Raw genomic sequence first — 18,995 nt, forward strand, 5'->3', positions numbered from 1 at the left:
CGCAATGATAAAAGGCAAATAACATGAACTTTGAATTGAATGATGACCAACTGGCGTTTGAAGATACGGCGCGTCAGTTTGCACAACAAGAACTCGCACCTCATGCTGCGATGTGGGACAAAGAGCATCACTTTCCAGTTGAGGCTATAAAGAAAGCTGGCGAGCTTGGCTTTTGTGGTTTGTATACACCAGAAGAAGCCGGCGGGCTAGGGCTTTCACGATTAGACTCATCAATTATTTTTGAACAACTATCGATGGGGTGTACTACAACCACTGCCATGTTGACCATTCATAACATGGCCACATGGATGATTGCATTGTGGGGTAGCGAAGATGTAAAAGCCCAGTGGTGTGAAGACCTAGTCAGTGGTAACAAGTTAGCGTCTTACTGTCTTACCGAGCCAGGTGCTGGCTCAGATGCAGCCTCGTTAAAAACGAAAGCAACGAAAACAGAAGATGGGTATGTACTTAACGGCGCTAAGGTATTTATTTCTGGAGCAGGCAGCACCGACGTACTTGTGGTTATGGCGAGAACTGGCGGTGACGGACCTAAAGGCGTGTCTGCTTTTGCAGTACCGGCCGATAGCGACGGCATTATTTATGGTAAAGCAGAAGAAAAAATGGGGTGGAATGCTCAGCCCACTCGAATGATTACCTTTGACAATGTAAAGTTGAACGATGCTTGGCGTCTTGGTGAAGAAGGCGAGGGCTTCAAGATGGCGATGCAGGGCCTAGACGGTGGCCGCATAAACATTGCTACTTGCTCCGTCGGGACAGCGCAACAAGCGCTAAATGTAGCCCGAGACTACATGAACGAACGTGAGCAATTCGGTAAACCCATTGCCGGATTTCAAGCGCTTCAGTTTAAGTTGGCAGACATGGCTACAGAGTTAGTCGCTGCTCGTCAAATGGTGCGTATGGCGGCGTGTAAACTCGACAATAACGATGCTGACAAAACCACTTACTGTGCTATGGCCAAACGCTTTGCAACAGATGTCGGGTTTAATGTGTGTAATGACGCGCTGCAGTTACACGGCGGGTATGGTTATATTAAGGAATATCCTCTTGAGCGGCATTTCCGTGATGTGCGAGTGCATCAGATTCTTGAAGGGACAAACGAAATAATGCGTGTAATTATAGGCAGACGCTTGTTGTCAGATGAACGCAGTATTCTTTAACTTTTTTAGGGAGTCGCAAAATGGATGAAGTTGTTATTGTTGAGGAGCTTTCAACAAAAAGCTCCGATCATGTAATTGGCCGTTTAACATTAAATAAACCAAAGGCACTGAATGCGCTAGATTTAGACATGGCCACAATTATGTTGGACGCGCTATTGGCTTGGCAAAGCCGAAGCGATGTGGTTTCGGTCATAATAGACTCCGCGGGTGACAAAGCGTTTTGCGCCGGAGGCGATATTGTATCTATGTATCGTTCAATGGTAGAAGCTGAAGGCGGTGTCCCCGATTTCCTGGAAACGTTTTTTAAAACAGAGTACACCCTCGACTACACCATTCACAACTACGCAAAACCTATTGTTGTTTGGGGAGCGGGTATTGTAATGGGTGGCGGCATGGGGCTTCTATGCGGAGCCAGCCACCGAGTGGTTACTGAAACGTCTCGACTTGCTATGCCGGAAATTAGTATTGGTTTGTACCCAGATGTTGGCGGAAGCTATTTCTTACCGCGGCTTCCTGGAAAGACAGGCTTGTTTTTAGGTCTAACCGGCGGTCAGATGAATGGAGCAGACGCCTGCTTTGTTGGCTTGGGCGATAACCTTGTTGCAGCATCTGAAAAAGAAGCATTGATAGAGCGCTTTATGCAACATCAGTGGGAACAGGAAGATCTCGCTAACCAAGCCACGCATTTATTGAGCAGTTTGAAGCAGCCTGACGAAATCCCACATAGTAATATTGAGCAACACCTAGACCTAATAAATTCGCTATGTGAGGGTAACAGTGCTAAAGAGGTTGTGACGTCGATATTGCAAGCTGATGTTAACGGCGACAAATGGTTAAGTCGAGCGCAGGGCACACTGCAAAAAGGGTCGCCCATTACCATGCACTTAGTATATCAACAGTGTCAACGAGGCGCTAAAATGACATTGGCAGAGTGCTTTCAGATGGAAGTGAATATGTCTTGTCGTTGCGGAGAAAGCGGCGAATTCCAAGAAGGCGTTCGCGCATTATTGATTGACAAAGATATGTCTCCGAAATGGAAATACGCGACAGTAGATGATGTTCCCGCTGGCATAGTTGAACATTTCTTTTCTTCTCCCTGGGAAGATAGCCAACATCCATTAGCCTCATTAACGCAAGGAAGCTCTTTAACTTAAACTAATCACGGGCAGCAATCGGCAAACATGAGATTGCTGTCTGTGTACTCGATTTGTTACACTCAATAGCCTATTCATTCATAGAAAGATTCTTTTTATGTGGCTATGCCCACTTTGTAAATCTCCAATTTCCTTAAGCGACATACCAGTACGCTGTGAAAATAACCACTCGTTTGATAAAGCTAAATCAGGTTATGTAAATTTGCTACCGGTGCAGTTTAAAAAATCAAAGATGCCCGGTGATGACAAAGCAATGGTAAAAGCAAGAAGGGCCTTTCATCAGCAAAATGCTTACAAACCGCTTAAAGACCATATGGTCGAACTGATTAGTGAATATTTTCAAGCGAATGCAGCAGGGTCAAGCGCAGGCATGTCAAGCCCAGTAACAGCAAGCCCAGTAAGATCAAGCACACATTCACACTCCTCAACATTACGTATATACGATGCCGGTTGCGGTGAGGGAAGCTATCTAAATGCGGTGGTAAATGGTCTTAATAGCTTAGGTGTGTTTAGTGTTGGCGCAGGAAGCGATATTTCTAAAATCGCGGTAGAACTTGCGGCCAAAGCGTTTAAAGAACAAGAATTCGTGGTTGCAAGTAGTTTCGATTTACCCATAGCATCTGCAACTCAGAATGCGGTGATTCAGGTGTTTGCACCGGGTAGTAACGAAGAATACCACCGTGTGCTTGCGTCAGAAGGTGGTTTGCTTGTTACTGTAGACCCAGCCGAGGATCATCTCTTTGAAATAAAGGAGCAAGTGTATAGTGAACCTCAAAAGCACCAGACAGATAACACTGAACGCGAGGGATTTTCGCGAGTGAAAAACGAAAAGCTAGGCTTTTCTATTCAACTGGCTGATAAGGAGCAAGCCTTGTCGCTTGTTAAAATGACGCCGTTCTATTGGAAGTTACCTCCTGATAGCATTGAGAAGGTTGTCAATTCATTATCTAAAGTGACAGCCCATTTTCATATTCAACTGTGGGTTAAACAATAATGAAAAATGTCGCTGACCCTACAATTAGTCGCGAGGCACAGTCTAAAAGCCTAAAAACACAAAGCTCAAAAACAGAAAGCAAAGCGCTTTTCTTAGACAGAGATGGGGTGATTAATGTCGACCATGGGTATGTAGGACATTATAAAGATTTTGAATACCTTGATGGAATCTTCGAGCTAGTAAAATCATACTCAGATTACGGCTATAAGATAGTAATCGTAACCAATCAAAGTGGTATAGCTAGGGGGCTTTATACAGAGCAAGACTTTAGTGTTTTGATGAACGCGGTAAAAGCAGACTTTGCACAGCGCGGGGTAGGCGAAATAGCTATTTATTATTGCCCACATCATGTTGACGGTGCGATAGCGCAGTATGCCGTACCCTGTAATTGTAGAAAGCCCAAGCCAGGAATGCTGTTACAAGCAGCCGATGACTTAGTGATTAACTTAAGCGCCAGTATACTTATTGGAGACAGTTGGAGAGATATTGAAGCCGCTCATGCAGCGGGTATTTCAAAGAGTTACTATTTGTCTGAACAAGCCATGCCTAAATCTAGTGAAATTACTTCGGTAATACAGGTTACCCAACTAAATCAGGTGCCGCATCCACACAGTTCAACACCATAAAAGTTGTGAAAGAGATGGGAAAAGATAGTGTGATAATTTCATCTGTTGATGCAAAAAATCATCGAAAGCACAGCCTAGGCGCCTAAGCGTTGACACGCTCAAACGCCAATAAAGGCTTCTTTTGCAATCAATTTTGGGTAGAAAACCGCGACAAGTGCTTAATTGCTTGGCTTAGTAAGTCAACGTTTAAAGCATCATTACTTCGTTTGCCAGTGCTAATTTCTGTAATTTCATAGCTACCGTTACTCAGTACGTCTGTACGCTTATTATCGTGAATAACTACAATTCGCTCTCCTGAAGTACTCACCAACCAAGGGCGAGCAGGTGACAGTAAATTTTGACCAGTAGAATAAAAAGTAATAGGAGCATTACAACCTAGTGCATTGAGGATCGTTGGCGCCAGATCTTCAGTACTTGCAATGTCAGCATCTAGCGAAAAGTTGCTAAACAGGGTGCCTTTACCCGTCGCGCTTCCATAGCCTGTTGCAACAATAACCTTATGCTCGCGCTCAAGGGCTCTTGCGGTGTACTGCGCTATGTCTTCACCTTTTATAAAGGCAATATTCAGCCCGTCACTTTCACCAGCGTCTTTCTTTACATAGCCAGACAGTTGAGACATAGGTAATGGCGCATCACTGTGAACCGACACAGGCATACCAGAGCCTAAAGGCAGAGCTAACAAAACAGGCCGCTTTTCAGACAGTGCATCCTGATATATTTCAGGAACGCCGAACAACGCTGTCGTCATTAACCCTTTAATGTTACTCGCCGTAGAGTAATAGTTATCAAATCGATTAAGGTCTAGTTTGGTGTTCAAATTGTCAATTTCGGCGTCATCAGTTTGCACGATAACAGTTAAGTTTTCACTCGTATCTACCGAACAGTAAACTGGCTGCGCAGGATAAGTCGTGCTATGGAATTCAGGGTTGAACTGAAGTTGTTTGCGCTCTTCGTATGCCGCAAGATCTAGTAAGCCATACCGCGACATAGTGGTTTTAGCAGTGGCAGGATAGGAGAGCGGGAACATATTGTCCTGCTTTATAATGGGTTGATAGAGTTTTGCATCTGCCCATACATGAACAGCGTGACTGGTCACAAAGCATGCTACAAAAAATGTAGTTACCGGCACACCAATCTTATAGCGCGTAAAGCGCTCCACCCGTTTGTAGATAGCATTGGCTAACACCAGTTGGAAACCAAGCCAAACAACGAAAAGCAGAAATAGGAATCCCCACTGTTGCCAATTTTCTATGGTAATTTGAGATTGCGCTTCGCTTCGTAACAGGTCTGCAGCGTGAAAACTAATATGGAAACCAGTACGGTTGAATAGTAGCGCGTCGAAAGCCAGTAGGGCCAAGCCCACAGCTGCAATAACAGATGCACTAGCCTTTATTATTCTTGAATTTGAAACCAGATAGCAGAGCGGAAGTATAAATATGACAAATCCGAAGAACGTCATAAATCCGATGTGACCAAACCAATTTGCCAGCAAATAAATTGTACCGACACCTGTCCCTGGCATTGGCGATGAAAATACAAATATAGAGGCAATAACGATAGCGATAATAATATTCGCAAGCGCAAACCAGTGCCCCCAGTTTACAAGTTTGGTAACACGCTGGCGGCGGGGAGATTCGGCAAGGATCATGAAACTACCTTTTTATGCTTTGACACTTTTTTTCAAAACGTCGGCAAATTGAGATGCCATTGCTTCACGACTTTCTGGTTTTACTTGGGTATTGAGAATATGGGTAATAACATTTCCTAACACCATGAGGGAAAGATCGCGATTTGCACCGCTTTCCTCAAGTGTTAACATTACCTTGTTCATGAGCGCTTCGAATTCGTCGTTGCTGTAACGGCTTGTTTGGGGCATTGCTACGCCTCTTTTTAAAGTTTTCTTTGATAAAAAGAATGGTTTTACTCGTAAAATGATTATAATCGTTGTTTGGGTGAGTACAATCATTCATTCTAAAAACCCTTAATTCTTTGGGCATTTCATACACTTTTTAAGCAACAGGACACCCGATAAATTATGAGTGCACTGATTCACCACTTTGTCGTTCACCGTTTAATCGTCAATAAAGAAGAGAAAATAGAGGCGGTCCCCAGAGATAAATGTCTCGCGGTTACCCCTGAAATTGAGTCTTTGGCTCACCAAATAAATCACAGTTTTAATGCTAAGCCGGGTAAAGGCGTAGGGCATTTTGTATCTGAAGCGCCAAGCATCTCAAGTGTCCAACCTTCAGATGACGGCGAGAAGACTGAATCGAGTGATGGTCAAAGTGACACTCCTTCTACACACGATGTTTCCGGTTTTGCTGAGGGCCTTAAGAAATACCTGTCAGCACATAAGGCTGGGGGCGACAATGTGGAAAATGCATTCCATGATTTCTCGCTAGACGCCACCAATCGCTTAGTTAAAACCTTAGTTGATACAGGAACGGTAGAGACGGGTTTTCTTATATTCTGTCAATATGAGTTCCTAGCAACTCAATACCTTATGATTGCGTTACTGAATACTCGTTCTCACGTTGAAGTAACTAACTCTCTCGACTTGTCGTCACGAGAGCATCTCGACTTAGCAAAAATGCAGCTTGCTGTTCGCTTTGACCTAACGCAGTTGGACGTACAGCCAGAACAACAGCGTTACGTAAGCTTTATTAAAGGAAGAATGGGCCGGAAAGTCTCAGATTTCTTCATGCAATTTGTGGGTTGCGAAGAACTTGTAGATGTAAAACAGCAAAATAAACAGCTCATTTCCTCTGTAGATGCCTATTTGGCTAGTGAGTCCCTCGATCCACAAGAGCAGCATCAACACCGTGAAGAAGTGAAAAATTATTTTAAAGAAAAAATTGATGCCGGAGAAACACTTTCCGTGGACGAGTTAGCTAACCGTTTACCGACCAATGATGAGACAAAGAACAATTTTGCGGCATTCACAGACTCTTTGGAAAATCCGTTAGAGAGAGAGATTCAACCGGATCCCGCGGCATTAAAACAGCTAGCAAAATTTACCGGCCAAGGTGGTGGCGTATCGGTAAGCTTTGAAAGAAAGCTCATGGGCGATAGAGTTTTTTACGACCCCGCTACGGATACACTTACCATTCGCGGTATTCCACCGAACTTAAAAGACCAGTTGAATCGCCAATCCTCAATGGACTAAAGACTGCGTTTCATTAATAAAAAAAGTATACTAACGACAGAATATAAACTCGATCAAAGGGTGTTATGCAATTATTTGTAAATGATTTGACGGTGATGGACTTCTCTTACCTTTGCCCAAAACGCGGTATGGTGGGAGAAAGTTGGATTGTCGATGTAGTCCTAGACGGCGAACTGAACGAAGAAAGTATGGTTCAAGATTTTGGGCATGTGAAAAAAAATCTTAAAAGATTGATAGATGAATATGTCGATCATAAGCTTCTTGTACCCGCAGAGTACCGGGGTTCTGAGGTTATTCACGACGAAGACAGTGAACAAGTTGAAGTGCGTTTTACTCGTGAAAACGGCGAGAAAATAATGCTTTACTGCCCAGCAGAAGCTTACGCCATTCTCTATTCCGACGTAATCACCATGGAATCTGTGGGGGTGTATTTAAAAGAGGTGCTCGCTACTCACCTGCCTGAAAATGTAGACAACCTAACGCTTCATTTGAGAACAGAGGTCATTGAATCTCCTTTTTATCACTATACCCACGGTCTTAAAAAACACGACGGCAATTGTCAGCGTATTGCCCACGGTCATCGTTCTCGAATTGATATTTATATTAATGGCGAAATTTGCGAAGAAAGTCAGCGCTATTGGGCTGACCGCTGGGAAGACATTTATGTGGCGACCCTTGAGGATGAAATCCGTTATAGCGAGAGAAAACTTTCTGGTAGCGTTGATGTGCCAGAAGACTACTATTGCTTTGCTTATGAAGCTTCTCAAGGCTATTTCGAGCTAGTTATCCCTAAATCGATATGCGAAGTCATCGAAACCGACTCGACAGTAGAGTGTTTAGCACAATACTTATTGCAAGAACAAAAGAAAAAATCACCTAATAGCGAGTGCCGAGTCATTGCTTATGAGGGTGTAGGTAAAGGCGCTATCGTAAGTGGTTAAAGCTGTTGAGAGTTAAAATTAATGCATTATTTATTACTTATTTTGGTTATGCGTAACTTTTTAACGCTTTGAAAAATTTACGTATTTTCGTTTCAAGGTAAAAGTTATAGTAGGGATGCGAGATGTTGAATATGATGGTTAATAATTCTTTTATACCGTGCATTATTTTCAAAAATGCACGGTTTAGCGGTGTTCTAGGGTCGTTAGCCGCCGCTATGCTACTTAGCGTAGTTGCGATAAGCGATGCATCCGCTAGCCAATTAGTCGATGAGAACGCCCCTAATTCAACACAGGCCACCTCGCCACTCAAATTAAATGGCAAGTTCACCCAAGGTGCGCTTCTGAGAGGTGAGGTTCCCAAAGGTTCTACCGTACTGCTTAATGAGCAACCCGTCGCCGTAAATAAAGACGGAAAGTTTGTTGTTGGATTTGCAAGGGATGCAAAACTAAACCACGTGCTAACGGTAAAGGCCCCCAAAGGCAGTGTAATAACACGCGAAATAACATTGGAAGAGCGGGAATATGACATTCAGCGTATCGACGGTTTAGAGCCAAAAATGGTCACCCCTCCGGCATCAGTCACTGCGCGTATTAATAAAGACAATCGCAATGTAGCAAAAGCGCGAGGTAACAGTAGCGACTTAGATGCTCTATTCACGCGCTTTGAATGGCCCGCAAAGGGCCCGATAACAGGCGTTTACGGTAGTCAGCGTATATTAAATGGTGTGCCGAAATGGCCTCACTATGGTGTTGATGTAGGTGCGCCCACAGGAACACCGGTTTTTGCACCTGTTGATGGTGTGGTAACGCTAGCCGATGATTTATATTATTCAGGGAATACGCTGATCCTAGACCATGGCATGCAAGTGTTCTCGACCTTCCTCCACCTCGACACCATGACGGTTAACGTGGGTGATTATGTTAAGAAAGGGGAGCAAATAGGCACCATAGGTGCAACGGGACGAGCGACAGGCCCGCATCTAGATTGGAGGATTAATCTGGGGAAAATGCGCTTAGACCCGCAAACGGTAGTTTCTGGAAACCCAGACGATTAACCGTTCAGTGCAATTGCGCCTTTCGCATAAAAGGCGCAAAACAAGGCTAAATACATTTAAACACAGCTAAACACAGTTAAACATTGAAAACGCTGCTAAGCCCTGCCTAACCACTTCTCAAATTTATCAGCGTCATTAATATTGAAAAACGCCATGTCTTCTCGTGCGTCCATTAGCGGTAAGTCAAGATGAATAAGTTTTCCGTCTCTTATTACAGCTACAGTTACACTGGCATTTTCACTGGTATCTAAGAGCCGTTGAAGCTTACTCTGATTGACCACATGTCCGTCTATTGCAATAACGGTGTCATTGAGCAGAATACCGGCCTTCATTGCGGCTAACCCTTCGAATACTTGTACAACGGTTAAGCCTAATGAAGCAGGTTTTAGCGTTGCACCAAATTGACGTTTTATTAGTGTCTGTGCGGTTAAACCACCTTTATCGTCTTGGGATACTTTTGCCCGAGTGTGCAGCGAAATACCTATAGCCGCGATCAATTTATCAAGTTCAACATCATTTGTATGATAAACAACGTTATTTAAATAATCACTTACGTCAATATTGAGGTAACTGAGGCAAAGGCGATGGACTACGTTATCGGGCGTACCGGTTTCATCCTTACCGTAATGCTCCCATAAAAGCCGCATTAGGTCGTCCAAACACACGGTGTTGTTAGAGCGTTCCCGCAATATCAAATCTAGACCAAACGCAATAATGCCGCCTTTCGTGTAATAACTAACAATATTATTTGTTGCACTAGCATCCTGTTTGTAAAACTTAGTCCAAGCGTCAAAGCTACTTTCTGCTGCGCTCTGCTTGTGCCTGCCAGCATTTTGTAGAAGTCGACTCACGTTCTGCGCTACGATATCGAGATATTTCTGCGCCGGCACAGTGCCTACCCGGGCAAGCGTTACGTCGTCGTAAAAACTGGTAAAGCCCTCATATATCCATAATTGATTCGTATAATTTTCTTGAGCTAAATTCGGATTTACCATTACATCAGGCTTGATTCGCTTTACGTGCCAAGTATGAAAAAATTCATGGCTGCATAGACTCAAAAAGGTAATATAACTATCAGTCATTTCAGCGCTATCACCTACTAAAGGTAGATCGAACCTAGGGTAAAGAAGGGCTGTTGAGTGCTTATGCTCTAAACCACCAAACCCATTGTCTGCAAGCAGTGTCATAAACAGATAATTTTTGACCGGGTAGGGCTGGCCGAATAGATCTAAGTGGTGTTGGCATATTGGGGCAAGATCCTTTGCAATCCTTGGGTAATCAATATTGTTTTTACCAGAAAACAGCAGCGTAAAGTTTACTCCATTTACCTCAAACTCATGAGTATCTGCTATGCCTATAAAAATAGGGTGGTCGATAAAATCTGCGTAACAAGGTGCTTGATAGCTCCATTTACGCTCGCTACCGCCACTTTCTAACGCAGACGATACTCTCGCTTCCATTGATGTGTAAGCACGCCATTGAGAAATGGATTCGTCAGCGAAGGGTAAGGATACGTCGAGTTGATGTTCGGTATTTACAAAGCCCTCAACTTCTAGAAACGCACTGGTACCATTGATAAAAGCGTACTCATGATTGATAAAAGCAGAGCGTATTGAAAGATCATTTGCATAAATCGTATAGTCTATTAAGCAAGCCTTTCCGTTAGTGTGTAATGTCCATGTTTGCTTGTCCACTTTTTCTATAGTGAGTGGTGATGCGCTGGTTGCTTCTCGTGCCGATAGCGAAACAATATTTTTTGCAAAGTCACGCACCATATAGCTTCCTGGTATCCAACTTGGCAAAGACAGCGTAAGCGTTTCTGAATGATGCGCGGGCACGTTCAAACTCACTTTGAATTGGTGAGCCTGCCATTGAGAAAGGCAAAGCGTGTATTTTAGTATATCGTTCGGCATAAAATTCTCAATTTATTCACATAGTTGCGCTCAAGTGTACTATAACTAAGACAACAATGGTGTCGTTTATCTTGCAAATAGGGCGTTGGCAAGACTTACTATATCTCAACGTAACACCTTTTTAGGGCAACATTAATTGGCTGTAAATGAAAAAATTGGGTTAATTGTAAATATAATAGGGCTACTTAGAAAAGCGTACGTATGATTGAAGAGAATAAAATTAGCCTAGAGGATTTTGAGGCGCTAGAAGCGTTGAGGCCAGGCGGTATTGTTGATTTAGAAATAACTATGCCCGCGGCTTCAAAAAGGGTAAAAACCGAGTATTTAGGAATGCATGCTAACGATTGTATGATGTTTCACATTCCTACATCGTCAAAATGGATTACCGTACGGGACGCGTTAACCGTAGATAATACCATTGTTGTGCGCTCCATCGTTGAAGGCAATACGGGACAGGTTATTGCCTATCGTGTCAAAGTTTTAAAACTTTTGGCCAATCCTTCGGGTATATTAATTACTAGTTTCCCAAGGCGCGTTGAACGCATTGGTCTTCGAGCGTCAAAACGTTCTCAACCCGGTGTGGCGATTGAAATCAAATCTGATGTTTATGAATGTAAAGAGAACGCACACGGCATCATCGTAGATTTATCAAAACAAGGTTGTAAAGTAGGGCTTCAAATAAAGCCTAACTATCCGGTTTTAATTGATGGTACCGAGGTGACGTTAATTTATATGCTCGATGGCAAACCTGTTGAAATAAAGGCGGTCATAAAAAACCATAAATTAGACAACAAAGTGGTTTATTACGGAATGAAGTTCTCGACAGACGATGCAATGATAGGAGAGTTACTCGCGCGGCATACTCTGATATCTTAGCTTCTAGTGTGTTGTGTAGATATATAGTTTTTGCTAATGAATAATAAAAGGTAACGGCAAATGAGAAGTATTGAAAGGCTACTTTTACAGTACGGTGAAAGTCACCAAAATAAAGTTAATGTGCTTATTCACGCCATTGCGGTACCCAGTATCTACTTGGTTACCCTTGGACTATTGTGGAGTATCCCCACTCCCGAGTTCATTTCTCACTTCAATATCACATGGGCCCACATAATCGCCATCCCGATATTGTATTATTATTTTCTACTCTCTGGTCCGATAGGCGCAGCTATGACCCTGTTGACTATTGTTTGTTTTGGCGTCGTCAACTTGTTGGTTTATTTCAATATATCTGTATGGAAATTTAGTCTTGTATTATTTGTGGCCATGTGGATTTTGCAGTTTGTTGGCCATAAAATTGAAGGAAAAAAGCCTTCGTTTCTCGAAGATCTTCGCTTTCTTCTGGTGGGCCCAGCATGGTGGTGGGTACATTGGCTTAAGCGCATGAATATTAGTTATTAATACAGGTTGTGATATTTAAAGATTACCTGCGACCAGACGCACTACCAACACGACCAAGACGCTTGGGTCGTTTAATTCCAAGCGTATAATTTGGGTTTAAGCTAAAACATTGGTGAATATAAGTTGGTGTTAGTTTGAGTCGCTTTCAGCGTGTAATAGAAAGTAATGAGCGTTTATTCTGGACTTTGCACAGCGCAGGCTGGGCTGGTTTTGCTCTCATTTACTACATAGGGTCATTTCTGCATGATGTAAGGCCGATATGGGTTTTCATCATCATGTTAAATGCCTATGCAGGTTGGTTACTGACGATACCGCTGCGCTACGTTTATCGCTGGGCTCGTAAACGTTCTGTGTTGAATATGATCCTCATAGTGATCGCGTCATGCTACGTTGTCGCGCTAGTATGGGCGGTAGTAAAAAATATTAACTACTGGGAAATATATAAGCACGGTTACCGACCAGACGAATGGTACATGTATTTTACCAACACGATTAATTCCCTAATTATGGTGGGATGCTGGAGCGGCGTTTATTTTGGCATTAAAAACTTTCAGATGCTGCAGAAAGAAAAGCAGAATGCCCTTAAAGCAAGCACTATGGCGCACCAAGCGCATATAAAAATGCTGCGCTACCAATTAAATCCTCACTTTCTTTTCAATACGTTAAACGCGATATCTACGCTGATACTATTGAAAGAAAATGATACCGCAGAAGCAATGGTCTCTAAATTGAGCAACTTCTTACGCTATTCTCTTGATAATGATCCTATTAAACGCGTCCCCCTTGGACAAGAAATTAAGGCCCTCCGTCTTTATCTTGAGATAGAGAAGGTGAGATTTGATGATCGGTTAGAAGTTGTGTGGGACATTGATAGTAAATGCGAGTCGGCGCTGGTACCAAGCATGATTTTACAGCCCATTATTGAAAACGCTATTAAGCACGCCATTTCAAAAATGGAAAACGGCGGTCAAATAGCCATCACAGCGCGCACATTTGGCAACGATTTGTTATTGGACGTGGCGGATAATGGCCCAGGAGCCGACATTAAAGATGGCCAACTCAGCAGAAAAAATGGGGTGGGGCTTGTTAATATAAAAGAGCGCCTTCAATCGCTTTACCAACGCAACTTTGCATTTTCTATTGAGCATAACCAGCCCTCAGGGGTTAGAGTTAGAATTCGTATTCCCTACGAAGTAAAGGACGTATGAAATGACCAACCAAATGATTAAAACCATAGTAGTGGATGATGAGCCTCTAGCTCGCAGGGGACTTCGAGCTAGGCTAGAGCGACACAAAGATGTACAGGTAGTGGCAGAATGCCAGAATGGCCTTGAAGCGGTGAGTAGTATTTCGCAACACCGTCCAGATTTGGTGTTTCTAGATATCCAAATGCCAGGTCTAAACGGATTTCAGGTTATTCATAAACTTCGAGAGTTGAAGCAACCTATTCCAATGATTGTTTTCGTTACTGCCTACGACAGTTATGCTATTAAAGCGTTTGACGTTCACGCGTTAGATTATCTATTAAAGCCCGCCGACGATGAAAGATTAGCAGCGGCGCTTGATAAGGTGCGTGACTATACCTCAACCGCTCACCAAGATGAGCAATCGCAAAAACTGGTAAGCCTGGTTGCAGAACTCACCGGTGACGATTGTGAGGAAATATTGCGAAAGCTTGCAAATGGTGAGCCTGTTGAGACAAATCCCTATCCGGATGTTCTAGCCATAAAAGATGGGTCTGAAGTTACCCGTGTTAACGTTCAAGATATTCAATGGATTGATGCGGCAGGCGACTACATGTGCGTTCATGCTCTAGATGGCATGCATATAATGCGAAAGACGATGAAGGAACTAGAGCAAGAGCTTAACCCACAGTTTTTTGTGCGAGTGCATCGTTCAGCCATAGCAAACATTCGATATGTGAAGAAGCTCGTAAGCCATATAAGCGGTGAATACCACTTAATCTTACAGAACGATACAGAGCTTAAAGTAAGTCGCAGCCATAGAGACAAAGTAAAAGCAGCGATGAAAATGTAATAAGGCAGCTGTTTTAATTCAGTGTAGTTATTCAGTGTTGCAATCCAGCACTTTGATCACGTCGAGTTTTTAATAGAAATGATCAAAGTGCCTCATCATATGCAGCACAATAGACGCCCCTCGTTATTAGGGGTTTGCCACATCTATTTTCCGCTATTTTTCCCTGCTATTTTTCTTTTTGGGCCGTTTACTAGCAATCATATCGTTCGTTCATTATTGTCTTCATCAACGCGACCTGTGCACTATTTAGCGGCTTACTATCACTTGTTTTATCTAACGGAACCGTGACCGGATGGCTGTTTACCTCACCAACCATTATATTATTGCTAGAGGTTCCTACAAGGCTGACGGCAAATTCCCCTAATGTGGTAGCCAGCAACCTATCGCTACTGACCGGTGCACCGCCTCGCTGAACGTGACCAAGAGTAAGTGGCCTGACATCGGTGATACCTGCCTCATTTAATGCTTCTGTTAGCGCGGGAAGTCCTTTTGGCCATACATTTTCTGCTACTACGACAATAAAACTGACAGAGCCTTTTAAACGCCTTTGCGCATGAATTTGCGTGATAATATTTTTTAATTCGGCGTCGGTAGATTCAAAATGTTCAGGTAAAATTACATAATCTGCTGCAGAGGAAAGCGCAGCATTTAACGCAAGAAATCCCGCATGTCTGCCCATCACTTCAACTAAAAAAATTCGTTCAAAAGCATCTGCTGTGTCACGAACCTTATCAATAGAACTCATTGCGGTGTCGATGGCGGTGTAATACCCGATAGTGGCATCGGTTCCCGCTATATCATTGTCTATCGTGCCCGGGATACCAATGATTTGTCCGTGAAAGTAGTCACTTAAATAGGTTGCGCCTTTAAATGAACCATCACCGCCGATAACCAATAATGCGTCTATTCCTGCCTCAACTAAATTCGCCGCTGCTTTCTTAACGCCAGCTTCCTCAGTAAATTCTTTGCAACGAGCGCTATGAAGTATCGTGCCTCCTTGCTGTATTAAATTATGCGTCGAGTCTAAGGAAAGTGAGACAAACTCTTGATTTAACAGCCCGTTATATCCGTGGAGATAGCCAATGGGTTCGTAGCCTGATTTTTGACACGCAATAACAATAGCGCGTATACATGCATTCATACCGGGGGCGTCGCCACCGGAGGTTAAAACTGCGACACGTTTTGACACAATATAATCCTTCTGTGTTTATGGTGTTCTTATATTATGCAAAGTAGATCATGCATAATGGAAGGTAAAGTATTATTAAACTGCACTTTTTTCATAATTGCTGTCTATAAAGAATAAGTTCTGCTGTATTTTCATTGTAAAGGGTTCTAACGATGCGCTTGGTCACTGTCCTGTTTCTTTTTTTATCTCTCACTGCATGCAGTTCAAAGCTTGCTTATAACAACCTTGATTGGTGGGTGTATTGGTATTTAGATGACTATATTGAGCTGAACGATGAACAGGAAGAAAGGTTCGATGACTATTTGTCAAACTGGCTTCGTTGGCATAAACAAAGTGAATTGGAACGCTATAGAAAACAACTAACGACGCTAAAACAGCAAGTTAAGAATGATCAGCTCAACTACGAAACTGTTTACGCTCACATGAATGACATTCGAGGGCATTGGGAAAGGGTGAGAAGTGAAATAAGCCCTGAGTTGGTAGAACTATCCACTGATTTGACAGAGCAGCAAATTGTTTCTCTGTTTGCCACGCTAGAAAAAGACAACAAAGAAGAAGAAGAGGAACGAGATGAATTTCTGCAACAGTCACAGGAAGAGCGGTTGGAGAAACGAATGGAAAGTATGATTGAAAATGTGGAAGAGCGTATTGGCGATCTCACCAACGAACAGACTCAAATTATCGCCACTTACAACACGCAATTTGTTTCAACATCAAACGAGTGGCTTGAATATCGACGCAATATTCAAAATGCTGCAAGACGGCTTTTCGTCACAAAGTCGACTAATCCCAATTTCGTAAAAGATTTAACCTATTTGATGCAAAACCCAGATGATTATAGAAGTGAATCATATCAGCGAGCCAGCGCACATAATATGCAAGTGGCCGCCACGCTTATAGCAGAAATTGCAACAACACTCTCTGCTGAGCAAAAAGAGACGCTAATAGAAAATATCGATGAGTTCATTACCATCGTTAGCAATTTTCAGAAATAGCGAGTCGCTAGCAGCAGGGAGGTAAACGCCCTAAAGCCCAATATAAACAGAAAGTTCGTCACGAAGGTTGGCGTATTTTTCGCTGTAGGCATTTTTCAACGGAATATTATCAAGGAGTTTGTAAAGCCGCTTACATTCTGTCTCCATTTGAACGTCTGCTTGGTCTTTACTTTTATATAACTGAAGTAAGCATTGCAGTAAATTAAGGGCAACACCAATATTAACAGGTGCATAGTTTTGAGCTAATGCAAATGAAGCTTTTGCGCGCTCGTAAGCATGTTGTTGATAATGGTCAATGCCTTCTCGGTTAAATTGCTGATAGTTTGCCAAATTACTTTTTGCTTTTTCCGCCTCTTTAGCCAACATTGAAGCACTGTTTTTATCGAGTTCATCTTTTCTCAGTTCAACGACTTTACACAGTGCTATGGCGTCATCAAACTCTCCAAGTGAATACATGACGTTGATACTGTCTGGGAGATACGCCGTTGGAGGTTCATCATACTTTTCTTCAATCGCTACCTGAGAATTCACGAGGTGCATTTTAGCGTCAATCAACTTTCCATCGATGGCGCTTACTCGCGCATTAACGATATTACTAAATATATCGACGTCAAAATTTCGGTCCATTTTGAACAAATGCTCATCAAACTTCCCACGCTGTAATGTGAGCAGGGCTTCTTGCTGATATTTATTTCGCTGTTTCTTCTCATCGGTATTTTCAGCAACATCCAGCAAGCTGCGGATAAATGCACACCAATACAAACTTTTTTTATGGACGGTGCGTTTTGATAAATTCCAAATTGCCTGACACGATTGAGAAGCCGTTATGTAGTCAGCATTTTGTTGCGCTATTTCACAAGCGGTAAGGTGACGAGACAGAGAAAAGGGGGATAGTTTGATAGCCTCTTTAATAGCATCCAGTGCGGTTTCTTGGTTTTTTAAGCCTTGGTTTGCCAGCGCCAAGATATCGTTTGCGTCTGCACTGAATCTATTTTTCTTTAGTATTTTTCGAGCCACTGAAATTGCTTTTTCATATTCCTGACACTGAATATAAGTATTACCTAGGGCAACTTGAGCCCAGACTACAGGCTTGCCGTTTATAAATGGCGACAAAATCGCTAATGCTTTTTTGTAGTCACCCGTACGCAGGAATACGTCTACCAGAAGCTGCTGACAATGCCCTTTGTAGTGAGAAGGTTTCTCATACAGGTTGTGCAAAACCTCGAGCGCATCTACAAGTTTGTTCTGATCGATTAACTCGTAAGCAGACTGCAAAAACTGTCTTCTTTGCCACGCTCTGCCTATACGACTTTTTAGCTGAACCTGTGAAAAGGGTTTAACAAGAAAGTCGTCTGGGCGTCGCTCAATTGAGCCCAACACCATAGAGCGGCTGCTGTCTGCGCTAATTAAGACAAAAACGGATGTGGCTTTAATCAATCGTTTAACGCGAAGTTCCTCGACCAATTCATAACCATTTTTGTTCTCCGCTCCTAAATGCAGATCACAAACAACAATATCAAATTTTGTTTTTTTTGCCGCCGATATAGCGTGTTCTGCGCTAGATTTAGTGACAATGTCGCTAGCGCCCATCGACTGCAATAGCCCCTTGAGCATAAGCAGAAACGGTCGTTGATCCTCAACGATCAATACTTTTTTGTCAGTGTATTTCACTGCACCCTCGATAACTGATAAAACGCTTCCTATTCATGATGGTGTAAAACGGATGAATGAGCAATTTCAGTGTTAAGTTTATGGATATTTTGCCGACAACCCATGTATGGATATCACTACATAATTGTATTCTCAGGCTTTCAGTAAAAATGGATATTGAGCAAACTCCAGCGAACAACGCACCGTCGCTAGATCCCAGCTACCGCTGGGAGTTCGATGGTACGCTGGCAAAAGCTTCTTCTCAGGGAAGCCTGTTCTCACTGTATTTAGCAATGCATCAGAGCGCCTTGGCGAATACTATTCAGCTTACGCCACCAAAAAATGATGCAACCAATAGCAAGAGAGATGACTTAGCATTTTTAAATCATTATCGTAAACCTGCGCTTGCAGCGTCAGATGGAGATTGGAAATGTTTGGACACGCTTTCGCAATTAATGTGCAGTGATATAACGGCTGCTAGGCTCTTTCAATCAATGAACCCTTCTCCGCTAGCTCAAACGGACAACCCACGACGAATTCCTGAGGACGTAATAAACAATTGTAGTTTGGGCACCCAAAAGCGCCTAGCTGAGAAATATGTAAGCGATATCGAAGAAGATAACACATTACTTTTTGAAGTGATCCAAAATCAAAAGGTAAATTCCCCGTCGATGAATGCATCGATATAGGCATAACTGA

Annotated in this window: 18 protein-coding genes; 13 read left to right on the plus strand and 5 right to left on the minus strand. The window is 42.8% G+C overall.

Annotated elements, in window-relative coordinates:
• The first annotated feature begins 23 nt into the window (after positions 1 to 23).
• From CW735_RS08125 to CW735_RS08140, 4 genes are all read left to right on the plus strand, one after another.
• The gene (locus tag CW735_RS08125; RefSeq protein ID WP_100971657.1) at positions 24 to 1,178 is read left to right on the plus strand and encodes an acyl-CoA dehydrogenase family protein; all 1,155 of its coding nucleotides are present in this window, start codon (positions 24 to 26) and stop codon (positions 1,176 to 1,178) included.
• A gap of 20 nt (positions 1,179 to 1,198) precedes the next feature.
• Positions 1,199 to 2,332, plus strand: coding sequence for an enoyl-CoA hydratase/isomerase family protein (locus CW735_RS08130; protein ID WP_100971659.1), 1,134 nt, complete (start codon positions 1,199 to 1,201; stop codon positions 2,330 to 2,332).
• A gap of 97 nt (positions 2,333 to 2,429) precedes the next feature.
• The gene (locus tag CW735_RS08135; RefSeq protein WP_100971661.1) at positions 2,430 to 3,326 is read left to right on the plus strand and encodes a putative RNA methyltransferase; all 897 of its coding nucleotides are present in this window, start codon (positions 2,430 to 2,432) and stop codon (positions 3,324 to 3,326) included.
• Positions 3,326 to 3,952: a D-glycero-alpha-D-manno-heptose-1,7-bisphosphate 7-phosphatase gene (locus CW735_RS08140; RefSeq protein ID WP_100971663.1), complete on the plus strand. Its 627-nt coding sequence runs from the start codon at positions 3,326 to 3,328 to the stop codon at positions 3,950 to 3,952. The genes CW735_RS08135 and CW735_RS08140 overlap by 1 nt, the downstream gene beginning before the upstream one ends.
• Positions 3,953 to 4,079: 127 nt before the next feature.
• Here the strand turns inward: CW735_RS08140 and CW735_RS08145 are convergent, their stop codons facing one another.
• Positions 4,080 to 5,600, minus strand: a complete 1,521-nt coding sequence (locus CW735_RS08145) for a DUF3413 domain-containing protein (RefSeq protein ID WP_100971665.1) — start codon at positions 5,598 to 5,600, stop codon at positions 4,080 to 4,082.
• Between the two features lie 12 nt (positions 5,601 to 5,612).
• Positions 5,613 to 5,828 (minus strand): DUF1414 domain-containing protein, encoded by a 216-nt coding sequence (locus CW735_RS08150; RefSeq protein ID WP_100973217.1) that lies wholly within the window; start codon positions 5,826 to 5,828, stop codon positions 5,613 to 5,615.
• Positions 5,829 to 5,987: 159 nt separating this feature from the next.
• On the opposite strand from CW735_RS08150, the gene CW735_RS08155 reads away from it, so the two are divergent.
• The 3 genes from CW735_RS08155 (at position 5,988) to CW735_RS08165 (ending at position 9,114) form a co-directional block, all read left to right on the plus strand.
• Complete coding sequence (locus CW735_RS08155) at positions 5,988 to 7,118, plus strand: nucleoid-associated protein (protein ID WP_100971667.1); 1,131 nt, start codon at positions 5,988 to 5,990, stop codon at positions 7,116 to 7,118.
• A gap of 65 nt (positions 7,119 to 7,183) precedes the next feature.
• Positions 7,184 to 8,059, plus strand: a complete 876-nt coding sequence (locus CW735_RS08160) for a 6-carboxytetrahydropterin synthase (RefSeq protein WP_100971669.1) — start codon at positions 7,184 to 7,186, stop codon at positions 8,057 to 8,059.
• Between the two features lie 131 nt (positions 8,060 to 8,190).
• A complete protein-coding gene (locus CW735_RS08165; RefSeq protein WP_232368395.1) occupies positions 8,191 to 9,114 on the plus strand; it encodes a M23 family metallopeptidase in 924 nt (307 codons plus the stop codon).
• Between the two features lie 95 nt (positions 9,115 to 9,209).
• On the opposite strand, the gene CW735_RS08170 is transcribed toward CW735_RS08165, so the two are convergent.
• A complete protein-coding gene (locus CW735_RS08170) occupies positions 9,210 to 11,027 on the minus strand; it encodes a M61 family metallopeptidase (RefSeq protein WP_100971671.1) in 1,818 nt (605 codons plus the stop codon).
• 201 nt (positions 11,028 to 11,228) lie between these two features.
• Here CW735_RS08170 and CW735_RS08175 point away from each other — a divergent pair, with 201 nt between their 5' ends.
• The 4 genes from CW735_RS08175 (at position 11,229) to CW735_RS08190 (ending at position 14,462) form a co-directional block, all read left to right on the plus strand.
• On the plus strand, positions 11,229 to 11,903 hold the full coding sequence (locus CW735_RS08175; RefSeq protein WP_100971673.1) for a flagellar brake domain-containing protein: 675 nt from the start codon (positions 11,229 to 11,231) through the stop codon (positions 11,901 to 11,903).
• A gap of 60 nt (positions 11,904 to 11,963) precedes the next feature.
• Positions 11,964 to 12,425 (plus strand): Mpo1 family 2-hydroxy fatty acid dioxygenase, encoded by a 462-nt coding sequence (locus CW735_RS08180; protein ID WP_071979723.1) that lies wholly within the window; start codon positions 11,964 to 11,966, stop codon positions 12,423 to 12,425.
• 134 nt (positions 12,426 to 12,559) lie between these two features.
• Positions 12,560 to 13,633, plus strand: a complete 1,074-nt coding sequence (locus CW735_RS08185) for a sensor histidine kinase (RefSeq protein ID WP_100971675.1) — start codon at positions 12,560 to 12,562, stop codon at positions 13,631 to 13,633.
• 1 nt (position 13,634) lies between these two features.
• Positions 13,635 to 14,462 (plus strand): LytR/AlgR family response regulator transcription factor, encoded by an 828-nt coding sequence (locus CW735_RS08190; RefSeq protein WP_071979721.1) that lies wholly within the window; start codon positions 13,635 to 13,637, stop codon positions 14,460 to 14,462.
• A gap of 190 nt (positions 14,463 to 14,652) precedes the next feature.
• On the opposite strand, the gene CW735_RS08195 is transcribed toward CW735_RS08190, so the two are convergent.
• On the minus strand, positions 14,653 to 15,651 hold the full coding sequence (locus CW735_RS08195; RefSeq protein WP_071979720.1) for an ATP-dependent 6-phosphofructokinase: 999 nt from the start codon (positions 15,649 to 15,651) through the stop codon (positions 14,653 to 14,655).
• Positions 15,652 to 15,803: 152 nt separating this feature from the next.
• Here CW735_RS08195 and CW735_RS08200 point away from each other — a divergent pair, with 152 nt between their 5' ends.
• Entirely contained in the window at positions 15,804 to 16,646 is an 843-nt protein-coding gene (locus tag CW735_RS08200) for a DUF6279 family lipoprotein (RefSeq protein WP_071979719.1), read from the plus strand.
• A 30-nt stretch (positions 16,647 to 16,676) separates the two neighbouring features.
• Here CW735_RS08200 and CW735_RS08205 read toward each other — a convergent pair whose 3' ends face one another.
• On the minus strand, positions 16,677 to 18,317 hold the full coding sequence (locus CW735_RS08205; protein WP_071979718.1) for a response regulator: 1,641 nt from the start codon (positions 18,315 to 18,317) through the stop codon (positions 16,677 to 16,679).
• 56 nt (positions 18,318 to 18,373) lie between these two features.
• On the opposite strand from CW735_RS08205, the gene CW735_RS08210 reads away from it, so the two are divergent.
• Positions 18,374 to 18,985 (plus strand): VC2046/SO_2500 family protein, encoded by a 612-nt coding sequence (locus CW735_RS08210; protein WP_083595259.1) that lies wholly within the window; start codon positions 18,374 to 18,376, stop codon positions 18,983 to 18,985.
• Positions 18,986 to 18,995: the final 10 nt, after the last annotated feature.

The organism is Alteromonas sp. MB-3u-76, from assembly GCF_002831605.1.
GTDB lineage: Bacteria > Pseudomonadota > Gammaproteobacteria > Enterobacterales > Alteromonadaceae > Alteromonas > Alteromonas hispanica.